This window comes from Janthinobacterium sp. 344, from assembly GCF_900112025.1.
GTDB lineage: Bacteria > Pseudomonadota > Gammaproteobacteria > Burkholderiales > Burkholderiaceae_D > Janthinobacterium.
In genome coordinates, this window is the sequence record NZ_FOKL01000015.1 from 43879 (window position 1) to 57508 (window position 13630).

Genomic DNA, 13630 nt, shown 5'->3' on the forward strand with positions numbered 1-13630 from the left:
AACATCAATTCGATAAAAAACAGCTTATCGCTTTACTCTAAAAATGGCCTTGCACAAACAGCAAGGCACAGTCGGCCAAGTCCTCTACTCATGGATCACCTTCCCCAAACTTTGCTGACGGATGTCAGGTCAGCGTGGACCGGCACCCACCGCCCTACGCCCGCTGAAATGCGCGCGTCCCCTTACGATACAAGGTCACCGGCGCAAGCCACTAAAAAACTGCTGGTGTGCGCCGCGCCGCGCGCATCGAGCAAGCGGCTCGCACGATTGTTGCTCGGTGCAGGCATGGGCGTGCCGCTGGAGTATTTCAATATCAATAGCATCGAGCCGCTGACGCAGCGCTGGCAGATCAAAAAACAGGATTACCTGCAGAATATCTATGCCAGGCGTTCCGCAAATGGCATATTCGCCGCGAATATCCAGTTCCCGCAAATGCAAAAATGGCCCTTTGCACAAGACTTTGCCGCCTTGTTCGAGGGAGCGACGGTCATTCATTTGATCCGCGACAACAAGGTCGCCCAGGCAGCATCGCTGGCGACTTGCATGCTCACGGGACGCTGGAGTTTCGAAGAGAGCACGGTGACAAAAAATTTCTCGACCTGGCGCCTCAAGTTAGCGGCGCGCAAGGCAATGCAATTAATTGCAGAGGACGAACAGCTCTGGCAGGGCTGGTTCAGGCAACGGGACATCCAGCCGTTCGTCATCAGTACCGAACGTGTCAACCGGGAAGACCTGATGCTGATCAATGAAATCGCCGGCTTCCTTGGTACGGATATCGATGCCGCCAGCGCCCAGCGCATGCTGGGCGTGGATAGGGGAGCCTATCCGGGCGACCTGGAATTGAAAGCACGCCTGAACGCACTGATCGAAGAATTGTCGCTGCGGTGACATGCAACGGCGACCCATTTATCATATTTCCATCCAATCTACTGCAACAATACAGGATCCACATTGAATATCTTTATGGTGCGGCCGACCACGCGCAATATCGGCAACGATCTCATTGGCTACGCCACGGCGGAATTGTTGTACGAAGTCTTCGGACCATCAACGAACGTCGTCAGCATTCCCGCCTTGAAGGGACCACAGTTTGGCGGTCTGGTGCCGCGCCAGATCTATGACATGAACCGCCTCGCCGATGCCGTCATCGTCGGAGGCGGCAATTTGTTCGAGAACGGCCAGCTGTCCTACGATATGCAAGCGGTCAATGCCTTGCGCCGGCCGATGATGCTGATGGGCCTATCCCATGGCCGCATCACGGGCCGCGACGGGCAGATGGAAGACCGCACCGATGCGCTCAACCCCGCTGCGATACGGCACCTGGTCGAACACGCCAAGGTAGCCATGGTGCGCGACACGGGTTCGCAGGAAATCCTCGCCGACCTTGGTGCCAAGGTAACGGTCGGTGGCTGTCCCACCTTGTACCTGCCGCCAAATGCCGGCGGCGAGGCCGCCAAGGGTGGCGTGATCATTTCCGTTCGCCATCCCATGCGCATGAGCGTTCCTGCCACCTTGCAGTGGCGTATCGCTGAAGACCTGCGCCGCCTGATAGCGGCCCTGCGCGCCGAATATGCGCAACCGATCTATCTGGCCTGCCACGACTACATCGATCTCGAATTTGCGGCCGGATTCCCCGACGCGGCTCCCTTGTATTTTGACGAGGTCGGCCGCTACATCGAAGCGTTGCGCACCTGCACGCTGCACGTCAGCTACCGTCTGCATGGTTTCCTGCCCTGCCTGGCCATGGGCTCGCACAGCATCAATCTGTCGTATGACGAGCGGGGCAGCTCGATGCTCTCCACCATCGGCATGGCATCGTGGGATGTTGACCTGCTGCAAAACGGCGACTGCGTCGACGCCATCATGGATCGCGCGCGATCGATCGAGCACTATCGCCGCGCGCGCCAGGACGCCCTGCCATTGATCCAGGAATTGCGCCAGATCACGGTGCGCGGCCTGCAGGCATTGCGCGCCCTGGCCCAGGAGCAACCAGCATGACTTCGCTTGCCCCCTCCGCCGCCTCGCAGGGCGTCTGGCTGAAATACCATGCACGCGATCTCGCCGCGTGGGAAAACATGACCGGGCGCGTGCTTGAAGAGATCATTTCGACGGTCGGGCAAATGAAAGGGGCTGCGGCTGCCCAATTGCTGCGCGAGCAGGGTATCGAGCGGCTGCATGAGGTCATCGATACCGAGGATGTGACGGCGCTGCGCAACCAGGTGCTCGAACAATTGCGCCAGCCCTTGCTGGCCATGGCGGCGGCGGTGGGGCGCCAGATCCTGGGCTGGGATGGCGATTTTTATGTGGATGATTATTTGATCCTGCGCATTAACTTCCCTTACGAAGTTGCCCGCAAAACCAATCCGGCGAGTGAAAACCCCGGCATTGGCCGCCTCAGCGCGAACGTCCGCGATCAGTTTCAGGCCCGCAAGGTCATCGATCCCGTGTATGCCCCGAAAGATTATCACCGCGGCCACCCGCCAGCGGCCTGGGCACATGGTCCGCATATCGACAGCTGGGCAGGTCATTCCCGCGATGGACGCAATATCTGGTGGGCCATCGGCGACGTGCCGGCCGAAGCGGGCATGGTCCTGTATCCGGAATTGGCCGATGTCCCGCTGCCCTGCGAACGCCGCACGCTCTACCTGCAAGCGGGCTACCGCCTGCCGGTGCCGACCTACTTGCCACTGCAGGCGGGCGAGATGCTGGTCTTCGACCCCGAAGTGCTGCACGGCACGCATCTCAATACGACGGACGCGACGCGCGTGGCCATCTCCATGCGCCTCAATGCTTCCCGGCCCACCTTCGATCCTGCCTGCTTTTATTCACGCGAATTCTGGCGCCGGGCGGCCGATATCGAGCGGGGACATGACGAAGTCCTGCACCTGCGACGCGAAGACAACTTCGGCGCACCGGTTACGCCAGCACCCGTGCAAACGCCCCCTGCCGTTCCCGTCATCGCCGGCACCCTGGACCAGGCAGCCGGCCTCATACATGGCCGGCTGCCTGCGACTTTGCCTGACACAGGGCGCGTCATCGTCGATGCCGCCCCCTATCGCATCATGCTGGTACGAACCGGCGACGGCACCCGCGCCTACGACGCGGCTTGTCCTCATTATGGCGTGGATCTGGCCGATGGAGGATGCGACGCGGATAAGGTGTATTGCCCCGCATGTGCGATTGCGTTCGATTTACAAACAGGAAAGTCATCCTGTCCTTCACTGACGCTGCAATCGTATGACGTCAGGCAAGATGGAACCGGCGTGCACATAGGTGTAGCGCCCGCGGTAGCCACATGACGGCAAGCACGCCAGGCCTGTCCGCCGGACCGGAAACCGTGACGGCGACGGCGAGTGTCGTTATTTGCACCCGGAACGGCTGGACCAGAGGTTTTCTTGACGAAACCTTAAGATCCGTATTGATGCAGACCTGGCCTGCCAGCCAGATCTTGCTGGTCGATGATGCCAGCAGCGACGGCACAGCCGCCTATGTCCAGCATGCCTACCCCCAGGTGACCGTCCTGCAAAATGCGGGCACCGGGCTGGCCGCGGCCAGGAACACGGGAGTCGCCGCAGCCCGCTTTGCGTGGGTCGCGTTCATCGACGATGACGACGTCTGGCACCCCGAAAAACTGGCGCAGCAACTGGCACAGGCAAACGCCTGCGCCACGCCTGACGCGGTCATCTGGGCATCGCAGGTAGCCACGCTCAATAGCCATGGCGGCATGCCCGTACCCCGGGCGACGCCACGACAGTTTGCCACCTGGCCCGCCTGCCTGCTGGGCTCGCCGATTCAGCCATCGAGTGTGCTGCTCAGTAAAAATCTGCTTTCCCGCATGGGGCCGTTCAACGAGCAGATACCGGAAGGCGCCGCCTACGATTACTGGATACGCTGTCTGAGCAGTGGCATATCCATACGCTACAGCACCAATCCGTTGCTTTATTATCGACAACATCACCCACAAATGACGGCTGCGGTGCGCAAGCTCGAGCATTTCCTGCGTATTGACGCCCTTGTTGCCCCCCACCTTGCGCGGCTGGCGGCAGCGCAGGCGGACAGAATCCGTTTGGCACGCTGGCTGCACAACCTGCGTTCCCTGATGGCCCATTCCGGCGTGCGTGCAGCGCTACGCTACTGGAACACCAGCGTGCCGCTTCCGGCCCTGCGCCTGGGCCTGGGCCTGCGGATCATTTTCTATTTTTTGCTCGATACGCTGGGCTGCAGGTCGCCCCATCGGATACGCCACGTGCTACGCCAAAAAGCCATGCGCATACTCATCGGCGCGGATAGATCCCTCCCGCAGACGCAAGACGACATTTCCAGGCATCGCAGCCAGGGAACGCTGGTGGATTAAGCCAGGAAACCGTTGCAGGCAGGTTGCGGATGGTCACTGGCAGGTGCCGCATCCTGCGGCGCGCCGTGCTCCACCAAACGCCCCCGCTCGAGCACCAGCACCTGATCGGCATTTCGCACCTTGGCGAGGTCGTGCACAATCATGACGATGGTCATCGTGCCACGCAAGTTTTCGATCGCCCGGTAGACTGCACGCGCATTCGCAGGATCCAGTGCACTGGCGGGCTCGTCCAGCACCAGCACGCTGGGCTGGCGTAGCAAGGCCCGCGCCAGCGCCAGGCGCTGCCGCTCACCGCCCGACAGCTGCCGGCCATGATCACCAATCAGGGCGTCCAGCCCACCCGGGCGACGGGAGACAAAGTCCAGGGCTTGCGCTTGCTCCAGCGCGGCAAGCAAGGTTGCGTCCGTGACCGACTGCGCCGTCCATGTCAGATTTTCACGAATGGAGGCATTCAAAAAAAAGGAGTCTTGCGGAACATACGCCACCGAGCGGCGCCATGCGTGCACGGACTCGCCTGTGATCGGGATGCCATCCACCGTCATGCAGCCGCTGTCGGGCTGCAACAAGCCAAGTATCATATCGGCCAAGGTCGTCTTTCCGGCACCGGACTCGCCCACCAGCGCCACCATGCTGCCCGCCTCGATAACGACATTGATACCGTCAATGGCGTTCGGAGCAGCCGGACTGTAGCGGTAGGTCACGTCCTGCAATTGCAATTGATGACGCAGCACGATCGCCGCCACGCAATTCGGCTTCGCCTCCGCATGCAAGGTACATTGCGCCGTCACCGCTTCGATTTCGGCATATGCGGGCAAGCTGTTGGCGATGGTCTGGAGACCATGATACATGTCCCGCAGGATCGGTACCATGCGCGCAAAGACAAGCGCCAGCAGTATCATTTCCGGGAAAGCAAGCAGGTTGCCGCCTTGCGCCATCATCACCAGCACGCTCACGGCAATTGCCGCGCTGAGCTGCAACATGGCGCGCACCGTGGCGCCCGCCGTTTTATGTCGCCGCGTGGCCTGGTGCAATCCGGCCGAGCTGACATTGAAGGCATCGACGTGCTTGCCTTCGGCGCTCATGCTTTTCACCAGCTTCAAACCATTGACGAAGTCTGCCGTTTCGCGCTGTATGCTGCGCTGATGGCGCTCAAACTGCCGGCCAGACGCCTGGGCACGCCTGACAAGATTACGGGCAACCAGTGCAAGGATCAAGCCGATTGCCACTGCCGCCACCGTGAGTATCGGCGAAATCATTATCGCCACGACGACATTCGTCATCAGCAAGATGCCTTGTACCGCCAACTGCAAGCTTTGCACGGCACTCTGCCGCAAGGCTTCGACATCGCGGCAAAGAATGGCATGCAGATAGGCATGGGATTGGCTGCCCAGATAGTGCCACGATGCGCCAGCCACGGCCGCCATAGTGCGCTGGCGCAGCGCGGCGACAAAACGCAGTTGTACGTCCGCCGCCATGATGTCGCGGCACCATTCAATCAATGAACGACAAGCGATCACCGCCACCATCAATACCAGCAAGGTCGACAATGACAATGGCAGGCCCAGCATCTGCAAATGTTCACTGAGAAATTTACTGACAGCATCCTGGGGCGAGGTCCGGCTGCTGCCCAGCCGGAGTATAGGCAGCAGCAGCATGAGTCCCACGCCTTCGGTGGCGCCAGCCAGCAGCAGCAGCCCCATGGTCAAGGCGATGCGTCGTCGGCCTGCCGACTTGACGAGTTGCGCCACGAAATATGCGAACTCGCGCCGAAAACCCGATGGGCGAGCGGGCAAGGAGGATGTTTCCAACGTTTCCGTGGACGAGGGATTGGATGGATGGTGGTACACGGTAAGAAACGCTCCTGCAATTGGAAATGATATGAATTCGCCCCTTCCCTGCGAACAGGATGAGCCTTATCCCCGTGCCGCCCGGCATCCCGCGATGAGATTTTGATGCGTCGAAAATAGTAACATGGCTATGGCCTGGGCCAAAACGGTCCCCGCGAAATAGCGCACAGCTTGCGACACGAGGCCCGCTAAGGGAGCACCCGCGCTTTCATGCCGTGCATGTTGGCGAAGACCATGGCGGCCATCGGCGACGCGCAGGAAAGTGACCAGCGGTATGAGGTGAGCCGCATGCAGGCGCGCTTGCGCGAGCAAAGACAGGACATGGCTGCGTTGCCAGGCATGCCGGCAGGCCGCTCCGTCGCCAGGCGCTGTTGTTTGTCGGTCGTCATTCACACCGGACCACTGCCCGTTTTTGCGACGAAATTTCCCTTCCAAAATGCGCAACGATGTAGCAGAAACCCCTCAAAACCAAATTTCTGCACCATTTTCGTGCAAAATCTGCGATGATAGTTGCCCAAATAACCGATCACCTCCATGGAATTCTGATGAAATACGCATCTGCTCACGAGTACGTCCAGCATGTCGCCGCACGCAATCCAGGTCAGCCCGAGTTTCTGCAAGCCGTCACCGAAGTCATGGAGAGCTTGTGGCCGTTCCTGGAACAGCACCCGAAATACGCGGAACAAGGCTTGCTGGAACGCTTGATCGAGCCGGAGCGCGTGGTGATGTTCCGCGTGTCGTGGGTTGATGATCACGGGCAAGTGCAAGTCAATCGCGGCTACCGCATCCAGCACAGCATGGCCATCGGGCCGTACAAGGGCGGCATCCGCTTCCACCCGTCCGTCACCCTGTCCGTGCTGAAATTCCTGGCCTTCGAACAAACCTTCAAGAATGCCCTGACCACGTTACCGATGGGCGGCGGCAAGGGCGGCGCCGATTTCGATCCGAAGGGCAAGAGCCCGGGTGAGGTGATGCGCTTCTGCCAAGCCTTCGTGAGCGAACTGTTCCGCCATGTGGGGTCCGACACGGACGTGCCGGCCGGCGACATCGGCGTGGGCGGGCGCGAAGTGGGCTATATGGCCGGCATGATGAAAAAACTCAGCAACCGCGCCGATTGCGTGTTCACGGGCAAGGGCGCCAGCTTCGGCGGCTCGCTGATGCGGCCGGAAGCGACGGGCTACGGCACCGTGTATTTTGCGCAGGAAATGCTGAAGACGCGGGGCCGCTCCTTCGAAGGCATGCGCGTGTCCGTTTCCGGTTCGGGCAACGTGGCGCAGTACGCCGTGGAAAAAGCCATGGCCATGGGCGCAAAAGTCATCACCGTCTCCGATTCGAGCGGCACCGTCATCGATGAAGACGGCTTTACGCCGGACAAACTGGCCATCCTGATGGAAATCAAGAACCATTTGTATGGCCGGGTCAGCGACTACGCTGAACGCACGGGCGTGCGCTTCGAAGCAGGCGTGTCGCCATGGCATGTGCCGGTCGATATCGCCCTGCCCTGCGCCACGCAAAATGAACTGGATATCGCCGATGCGCGCCTGCTCATCGCCAACGGCGTGCAGTGCGTGGCCGAGGGCGCCAACATGCCCACCACCATCGAGGCGGCCAAGGCGTTCGAGGCGGCCGGCGTGCTGTACGCGCCGGGCAAGGCCAGCAATGCGGGCGGCGTGGCCACGTCCGGCCTGGAGATGAGCCAGAACGCGGCGCGCATGTCGTGGCCGCGCGAGGAAGTCGATGCGCGTTTGCTGCAGATCATGCAAGGCATCCACGCCGCGTGCAAGCAGTACGGCACGCGCGCCGATGGCACGGTCAGCTACGTGGATGGCGCCAATATTGCCGGTTTCGTCAAAGTGGCCGATGCGATGCTGGCACAAGGGGTGATTTAAGCGGCCTAACGACACCTGACAAAACCGTAGCGAGCGGAAGAAAGAGGTGGCTGAGAAGCGCAACCGTACTGAAGTACGGTGAGCATCGCAGGCCGCCTATATCGACGCGCAGTAGGTTTGGTCAGGTGTTTACAATATCTCAGGCTTCATCAGACTCTTGCGGCTGATGGTGCGGCCCGATACCATGAACTCGCCATTGCCCCGGTAGTGCAGGGTTTCGGGCAGCTTCGGCGACGTCGCCACGTGGGCTTTCACGCACTCGAAGATGAAGAAGCCGCCCTTCGGGTTGCCCGCCACCTGCGCCAGCTTGCATTCGAAGTTGGCGTAGCACTCGGCGATCAGCGGCGCGTCCACCTGCTCGGCCGGCTGCGCCGTCAAGCCGAAGGCCGTAAATTTGTCCGTGTCTTCGCCGCTGCAATTGCCGATCGCCACCACCTGGTCGACCATGTCGGCCGTGGGCAGGTTGATCACGCATGCCATGCTGCGCTTGATCATTTCATAGCTGTGGTTGGCGTCGGAAATAAAGCAGCCCAGCAGCGATGGCGACAATTCCATCAGCATGTGCCAGCCCATGGTCATGACGTTGCTCTCGCCCTTCCACGTTGAACTGACCAGCACGACCGGCCCCGGCTCGAGGAAACGGCGGATGTCGGCGACGGGATAATCTTCTTTGTGGTAATTTTTCATCTGCTCTCCTGGACGCGGTACGCCATAGCATAGCCGAACAGCGCCCTCGCGGGCGCGCGGCTCGCCGGCGGCGGCGTATCGCCGTCCATGCCGCGATTTGTGCAGTGCATCGCAACTTTCTCCCTTTTTCGAGAGCTTCCACCCTAGAATACATGGATCAACTACTCAAGGAAACTGCCATGCGTCCTCTGTTCCTGTTGCCAGCCCTGTCCCTCGCCTGCCTCGCCAGCCTCGCGCATGCCGACGAGCAGGCGCGCACCGTCGGCGCCTTCAATGCCATCGATATCCGCGGTCCCATCAGCCTCGAAGTCGAATCGGGCAAGGAACAGAGCGTGCTGCTGCGCGGCGACCAGAAGTTCCTCGGCAACGTTGTCATGGACGTGGTCGATGGCGAGCTGAAAATCTCGCTGAAGGACAAGAGCGTCAAGAAAACGGACGGCGATCCGCGCATCATCATCACCATGCCCACCTTGCGCAAGCTGATCGCCGAAGGCGCGGGCGAGAAGATCCTGACCAAGCTCAATGGCCCCAGGGTCGACATCAGCTACAAGGGCGCGGGCCGCCTGGCCGCCGACGGCAATGTCGACTGGCTGCGCCTGAAGGCGCAGGGCGTGGGCGACGTCGATACGAAAGCCTTGTTGGCGAGAAATGTCGACGTCAATTTCGATGGCATCGGCAACGTCAAGGTGTATTCCTCGGGTGAATTGAACGCCGTGGTGCGCGGCATGGGCGAACTGACCTATTACGGCAAGCCCAAGCTCGTGCACAAGTCGATCGCCGGCATCGGCAGCGTCAACGCCGCCAAGTAAGATTTCCTGAAAAAAACAAGGCCATCAGGCCACTGGAGACCGCATGACCGCAACAGCCGATACGGGCGCGCCGCTGGTGCTGCGCGAGGAGCACGATGGCCTCGTCACCCTGCGCCTGAACCGCCCCCTGCAATTCAATGCCCTGTCCGAAGCCATGCTGGCGGCCCTGCAAGAAGCGTTCGACGCCATCGCGCGCCAGCCGCACGTGCGCTGCGTGGTGCTGGCCGCCGAAGGCAAGGCCTTTTGCGCGGGCCACGACTTGCGCCAGATGCAGGCCACGCGCCGCCTCGATTACTATCAAACCCTGTTCGCGCAATGCTCGCGCGTGATGCAAGCCATCCAGGCCCTGCCCGTGCCCGTGATTGCCCGCGTGCACGGCATCGCCACGGCGGCCGGCTGCCAGCTGGTGGCCAGCTGCGACCTGGCTGTGGCGGGCACGTCCGCCCGCTTTGCCGTCTCCGGCATCAACGTGGGCCTGTTCTGCGCCACGCCGTCGGTGGCCCTGTCGCGCAATGTCTCGCCCAAGCGGGCCTTCGACATGCTGGTCACGGGCCGCTTCATCGACGCCGACACGGCCGCTGCCTGGGGGCTGGTCAACGAGGCCGTGGCGGACGACGCCCTCGACGCCGCCGTGGCGGGCCTGGCGCAGCAGATCATGGCAAAGAGCCCGGCAGCCATCCGCTATGGCAAGCAACTGTTTTACAAACAGCGCCAGCTGCCGCTGGAGGAAGCGTATGCCTGCGCTGGCGACGTCATGGCACGCAACATGATGGAAGACGACGCGCACGAAGGCGTTGCCGCCTTCCTGGAAAAGCGCGCACCACGCTGGCAGACATAGGGCCCCTTATCCGCCGCGGACATGATCTAGTTCCGCATGCGCGCGCGGCAATGGCCTAGAGTGAAAGCTCCCTGACTGACGGAGCCTGCCATGCGCATCCTGCACCGCACTTTCACCCGCGCCCTCGCCGCGGCCACCCTGCTCGCACTGTCCGGCCTGGCCCTGGCGGCGGGCGCTGCACGTGCCCCTGCCACGGCGGCACTCTCGCCGCCGCTGCCCGGTTTCAGCGACAAATTTATTCACGTCAATGGCGTGCGCCTGCATTATCGCGTCGGCGGCTGGGGCAAGCCCGTGGTCTTGCTGCACGGTTATGCCCAGACGGGCCACATGTGGGGGCCGGCCATGCTGGCGCTGGCCCGCACGCACACGGTGATCGTGCCGGACCTGCGCGGCGCGGGCGCTTCCGAACGGCCGCCGGGCGGCTACGACAAGGTGACCATGGCCAGCGATATCCATGCCCTGGTGCGCCAGGTATCGACGCAGCCTGCCGCGCTGGTGGGCCACGACATCGGCATGATGGTGGCCTACGCCTACGCGGCGCAATTTCCGGCCGATACGGAAAGAGTGGTGCTGATGGATGCCTTCCTGCCCGGCATCGGCGACTGGCGCAACGCGTTTCCCGCACAGGCCGTCTGGCATTTTCATTTCTATGGCGACACGCCGCTGGCCCTCGTCAAGGGGCGCGAGCGCCTGTATTTCGAGCATTTCTGGAACGATATGTCAGCCAACCGCAACAAGTCCGTCAAGGAAGCGGACCGGCGCATCTACACGGCCGCGTATGCGCAACCGGGCGGCATGCGCGCGGGGTTTTCCTATTTCAGCGATTTCGACAACGATGCGCGCGACTTCATCCGCCTGGCCGACACCAGCCTGCCCATGCCCGTGCTGACCATTGCCGGCGAAAAGTCAGCCAACACCTTCCTCGGCCGCCAGGTGGCGCTGGTGGCCACCGATGTGCACAGCGTCATCATTCCCGACACGGGACACTGGCTGATCGACGAGGCGCCAGAGCAGGTGCTGGCGGCGCTGGACGACTTTTTGCGTTAGCGGCTGTCCTTCATCTGCTGCTGCACGGACAGGCTCAGCTTGCCCAAGTCTTCCCTGCCCAGCAGCGGCAATTGCGCCAGCAGATTGGCCAGGGCCGAGCTGCCCGTCACGTCCAGCTCGGACGACTGCACCAGCACCGTGCCGGCGCCCGTGAAGTCGATCTGCTTTTCCTCGCCCGACAGGGTAAACCCCGTCAGGGCGCCGGCGGCCGAGGCCCAGCCCTGCACATGGGCGTAATCGTAGTGATAGGAGGGACTGGGGCAGTCGGCCCAGCCCAGCACGGCCTGCTCGTCGACCCGGCATGGCAATTCCAGGAAATGCACGGGGCCGTTCGACGAGGCGATGACTTTCCCGCTGCCGATCATGGTCAGATAGCCGGGCAAGGTGGATTCCTGGCAAATCACATCCTTGGTAAAACCCAGCAGGTTTTTCGCGCGGATGGTCATGTTGGCGTTGTCCAGGTCGTAGCACGCCAGGTCGTTGCCGTTGTCGCCCAGGATCAACTGGCCCTGTCCTTGCGCCACGACAAAGTGGTGCACGTATTTCGGCGCGTTGAAGGCGTTGCGCACGATCAGGTCGAGCACGCTGCTGCCCATGGCTTCGAAGCGCAGCTCGCCATAAAAGGCGATCATCTTGCCCTTGCGAATGAAGATCTGCTCCTTGACGTCGATGACATACGAAAAACGGTTCAGGTTATCGTTCTTCGGCAAGGTCTCTGGGTGATAAATCGTCATGGCTTACCTTTCGCTCGCTTGAATGTAGACCGTGCCCTGGCCCGTGAACTTCACCTGGTACGACTCGCCCGAGGTCTGGCCGACGAAGGTTTTCCAGTTCAGGTCCGTGACGATGGCCGAACTGAGCTGGCCCGTGTGGCCGATATACGCCTGCGGGTCGACAAAGACGGGCACGTCCGGCGTGACGGGCAAGCCGATGGCATTGCCGTCGGACAAAATCGCCACCTCGCCCGTGCCTTGCAGGGTGGTGGTAAACAGCCCTTGGCCGGAAGCCATGCCGCGCACCACGCCCTGCACGCCGCCCTGGTTGCCGAGGAACATGGTGCCGGCCGTCAGGCGCGCGTCGAAGGCCAGCAAGGAGTCGCTTTCCACGTAAAACGTTTCGCCGCGCACGGGGACGATGCTGACGAACAGGCCCGCGTGCGCATAAAACACGCTGCCGCTGCCGCGCGCCGACATCATCGCGTAGCCTTCGTTCGTGACGGCGCGCATGGCCAGGCTTTGCACGCCCTGGCCCGCCAGGAACGAGCGGCTGAACGCCACATCGCCCTGGTAGGCCACCATGGAACCCTTGCGGGCGAAGACTTCTTCATTGCCGAGCTTAACCTCGAGCATCTTTTCATTGATTTGCTGATAGACGGGCATCGCGCGCTCCTAGCGTTCGGCGGGCTGGATGAACACCACGCCCTGGCCTGTGAATTTGTGCTGGTACGACTCGCCCGAGCTTTCGCCGATCATCGTGCGCCAGTTGACGTCGAAGACAAATTCCTGGCGGATATCGCCCTTGAAGCCGACAAAGGCGTCCGGGTCCACGCGCAGCGGGTGCGCTGGCGTCACTTCCAGCATGATCAGGTTGCCGCGCGAAATGACGGCCAGGTTGCCGTGGCCTTCGACGGTGGTGGAGAACAGGCCCTGGCCCGAGCTGGCGCCGCGCAGGCCGGCAAAGCTGGTGCCCGTCTTCAGGCTCGTGTCGTAGGCCAGCAGGCTGCTGCTTTCGATGGTCAGCTTTTCGCCCGTCAACGCCATGACGGTGATCTCGGCCGCATTCTGCGCAAAAAACACCGTTCCCGTGCCAGCGGCCTGCATCACCTGCATGCCTTCGTTCGTCACCTTGCGCTTGAGCGCGCCAAACAGGCCCTCGCCCCCCAGCAGGGATTTTTCAAATTTGATGCTGCCCGTGTAGGCGACCATGGCGCCAGCGATGGCCAGCACTTTTTCATCCTGCAGGCGCACTTCCAGCAGGCGGTCGGTATTGGTGCGGAAACTGGTCACGCGCGACTCCCCAAGAATGCCAGGACACAAAGCCATGGCTGTGCGACAAGATACCGGTGCCTTTGCCGCCGCGCAAGCGCTATTCCTGGCGAACGCGCCGGGATGGGCCAGGCGCGCAAAAAAAAAGCGTGCCCGAAGGCACGCCCTGTAGTC

The 13630-nt window shown here is 61.8% G+C and carries 14 protein-coding genes; 9 read left to right on the forward strand and 5 right to left on the reverse strand.

Annotated elements, in window-relative coordinates; all coding sequences use genetic code 11:
* Window positions 1-90 precede the first annotated feature (90 nt).
* The 4 genes from BM193_RS26715 to BM193_RS26730 all read left to right on the forward strand — a co-directional run bounded on the left by BM193_RS26715 (window position 91) and on the right by BM193_RS26730 (window position 4354).
* Window positions 91-888, forward strand: coding sequence for a Stf0 family sulfotransferase (locus BM193_RS26715; RefSeq protein ID WP_092803975.1), 798 nt, complete (start codon window positions 91-93; stop codon window positions 886-888).
* Between the two features lie 63 nt (window positions 889-951).
* On the forward strand, window positions 952-1998 hold the full coding sequence (locus BM193_RS26720; RefSeq protein WP_139176371.1) for a polysaccharide pyruvyl transferase family protein: 1047 nt from the start codon (window positions 952-954) through the stop codon (window positions 1996-1998).
* The gene (locus tag BM193_RS26725; RefSeq protein ID WP_092803969.1) at window positions 1995-3299 is read left to right on the forward strand and encodes a Rieske 2Fe-2S domain-containing protein; all 1305 of its coding nucleotides are present in this window, start codon (window positions 1995-1997) and stop codon (window positions 3297-3299) included. Before BM193_RS26720 ends, BM193_RS26725 begins: the two co-directional genes overlap by 4 nt.
* On the forward strand, window positions 3296-4354 hold the full coding sequence (locus tag BM193_RS26730; protein WP_092803966.1) for a glycosyltransferase family 2 protein: 1059 nt from the start codon (window positions 3296-3298) through the stop codon (window positions 4352-4354). The genes BM193_RS26725 and BM193_RS26730 overlap by 4 nt, the downstream gene beginning before the upstream one ends.
* On the opposite strand, the gene BM193_RS26735 is transcribed toward BM193_RS26730, so the two are convergent.
* On the reverse strand, window positions 4351-6102 hold the full coding sequence (locus BM193_RS26735) for an ABC transporter ATP-binding protein (RefSeq protein WP_139176368.1): 1752 nt from the start codon (window positions 6100-6102) through the stop codon (window positions 4351-4353). The genes BM193_RS26730 and BM193_RS26735 overlap by 4 nt on opposite strands.
* A 333-nt stretch (window positions 6103-6435) precedes the next feature.
* Between BM193_RS26735 and BM193_RS28585 the strand changes: the two genes are divergently transcribed.
* Both BM193_RS28585 and gdhA read left to right on the forward strand, forming a co-directional pair.
* Entirely contained in the window at window positions 6436-6708 is a 273-nt protein-coding gene (locus BM193_RS28585) for a hypothetical protein (RefSeq protein ID WP_139176365.1), read from the forward strand.
* A gap of 38 nt (window positions 6709-6746) precedes the next feature.
* The gene (gene gdhA, locus BM193_RS26745; protein ID WP_092803960.1) at window positions 6747-8090 is read left to right on the forward strand and encodes an NADP-specific glutamate dehydrogenase; all 1344 of its coding nucleotides are present in this window, start codon (window positions 6747-6749) and stop codon (window positions 8088-8090) included.
* A 129-nt stretch (window positions 8091-8219) separates the two neighbouring features.
* Here the strand turns inward: gdhA and BM193_RS26750 are convergent, their stop codons facing one another.
* The gene (locus BM193_RS26750) at window positions 8220-8777 is read right to left on the reverse strand and encodes a flavin reductase family protein (protein ID WP_092803957.1); all 558 of its coding nucleotides are present in this window, start codon (window positions 8775-8777) and stop codon (window positions 8220-8222) included.
* 179 nt (window positions 8778-8956) lie between these two features.
* On the opposite strand from BM193_RS26750, the gene BM193_RS26755 reads away from it, so the two are divergent.
* From BM193_RS26755 to BM193_RS26765, 3 genes are all read left to right on the forward strand, one after another.
* On the forward strand, window positions 8957-9586 hold the full coding sequence (locus BM193_RS26755) for a GIN domain-containing protein (protein ID WP_092803954.1): 630 nt from the start codon (window positions 8957-8959) through the stop codon (window positions 9584-9586).
* Between the two features lie 43 nt (window positions 9587-9629).
* Window positions 9630-10424, forward strand: coding sequence for an enoyl-CoA hydratase (locus tag BM193_RS26760; RefSeq protein WP_092803951.1), 795 nt, complete (start codon window positions 9630-9632; stop codon window positions 10422-10424).
* Window positions 10425-10514: 90 nt separating this feature from the next.
* Entirely contained in the window at window positions 10515-11471 is a 957-nt protein-coding gene (locus BM193_RS26765; protein ID WP_092803948.1) for an alpha/beta fold hydrolase, read from the forward strand.
* Here BM193_RS26765 and BM193_RS26770 read toward each other — a convergent pair.
* Genes BM193_RS26770 through BM193_RS26780 form a run of 3 tightly spaced genes read right to left on the reverse strand, consistent with a single transcriptional unit; the run spans window position 11468 to window position 13477 of the window.
* Complete coding sequence (locus tag BM193_RS26770) at window positions 11468-12205, reverse strand: AIM24 family protein (protein ID WP_092803945.1); 738 nt, start codon at window positions 12203-12205, stop codon at window positions 11468-11470. The genes BM193_RS26765 and BM193_RS26770 overlap by 4 nt on opposite strands.
* A 3-nt stretch (window positions 12206-12208) precedes the next feature.
* A complete protein-coding gene (locus BM193_RS26775) occupies window positions 12209-12850 on the reverse strand; it encodes an AIM24 family protein (protein ID WP_092803942.1) in 642 nt (213 codons plus the stop codon).
* Window positions 12851-12859: 9 nt separating this feature from the next.
* Window positions 12860-13477 (reverse strand): AIM24 family protein, encoded by a 618-nt coding sequence (locus BM193_RS26780; protein ID WP_217638531.1) that lies wholly within the window; start codon window positions 13475-13477, stop codon window positions 12860-12862.
* Window positions 13478-13630 lie beyond the last annotated feature (153 nt).

What these genes read in the sequence shown, in the direction of transcription:
- BM193_RS26765 (WP_092803948.1), top strand. Translation starts at nt 10,515, where the DNA reads ATGCGCATCCTGCACCGCACTTTCACCCGCGCCCTCGCCGCGGCCACC.
- BM193_RS26750 (WP_092803957.1), bottom strand. Translation starts at nt 8,777, where the DNA reads ATGAAAAATTACCACAAAGAAGATTATCCCGTCGCCGACATCCGCCGT.
- BM193_RS28585 (WP_139176365.1), top strand. Translation starts at nt 6,436, where the DNA reads ATGGCGGCCATCGGCGACGCGCAGGAAAGTGACCAGCGGTATGAGGTG.
- BM193_RS26755 (WP_092803954.1), top strand. Translation starts at nt 8,957, where the DNA reads ATGCGTCCTCTGTTCCTGTTGCCAGCCCTGTCCCTCGCCTGCCTCGCC.
- BM193_RS26715 (WP_092803975.1), top strand. Translation starts at nt 91, where the DNA reads ATGGATCACCTTCCCCAAACTTTGCTGACGGATGTCAGGTCAGCGTGG.
- BM193_RS26730 (WP_092803966.1), top strand. Translation starts at nt 3,296, where the DNA reads ATGACGGCAAGCACGCCAGGCCTGTCCGCCGGACCGGAAACCGTGACG.
- BM193_RS26760 (WP_092803951.1), top strand. Translation starts at nt 9,630, where the DNA reads ATGACCGCAACAGCCGATACGGGCGCGCCGCTGGTGCTGCGCGAGGAG.
- gdhA (WP_092803960.1), top strand. Translation starts at nt 6,747, where the DNA reads ATGAAATACGCATCTGCTCACGAGTACGTCCAGCATGTCGCCGCACGC.
- BM193_RS26775 (WP_092803942.1), bottom strand. Translation starts at nt 12,850, where the DNA reads ATGCCCGTCTATCAGCAAATCAATGAAAAGATGCTCGAGGTTAAGCTC.
- BM193_RS26725 (WP_092803969.1), top strand. Translation starts at nt 1,995, where the DNA reads ATGACTTCGCTTGCCCCCTCCGCCGCCTCGCAGGGCGTCTGGCTGAAA.
- BM193_RS26770 (WP_092803945.1), bottom strand. Translation starts at nt 12,205, where the DNA reads ATGACGATTTATCACCCAGAGACCTTGCCGAAGAACGATAACCTGAAC.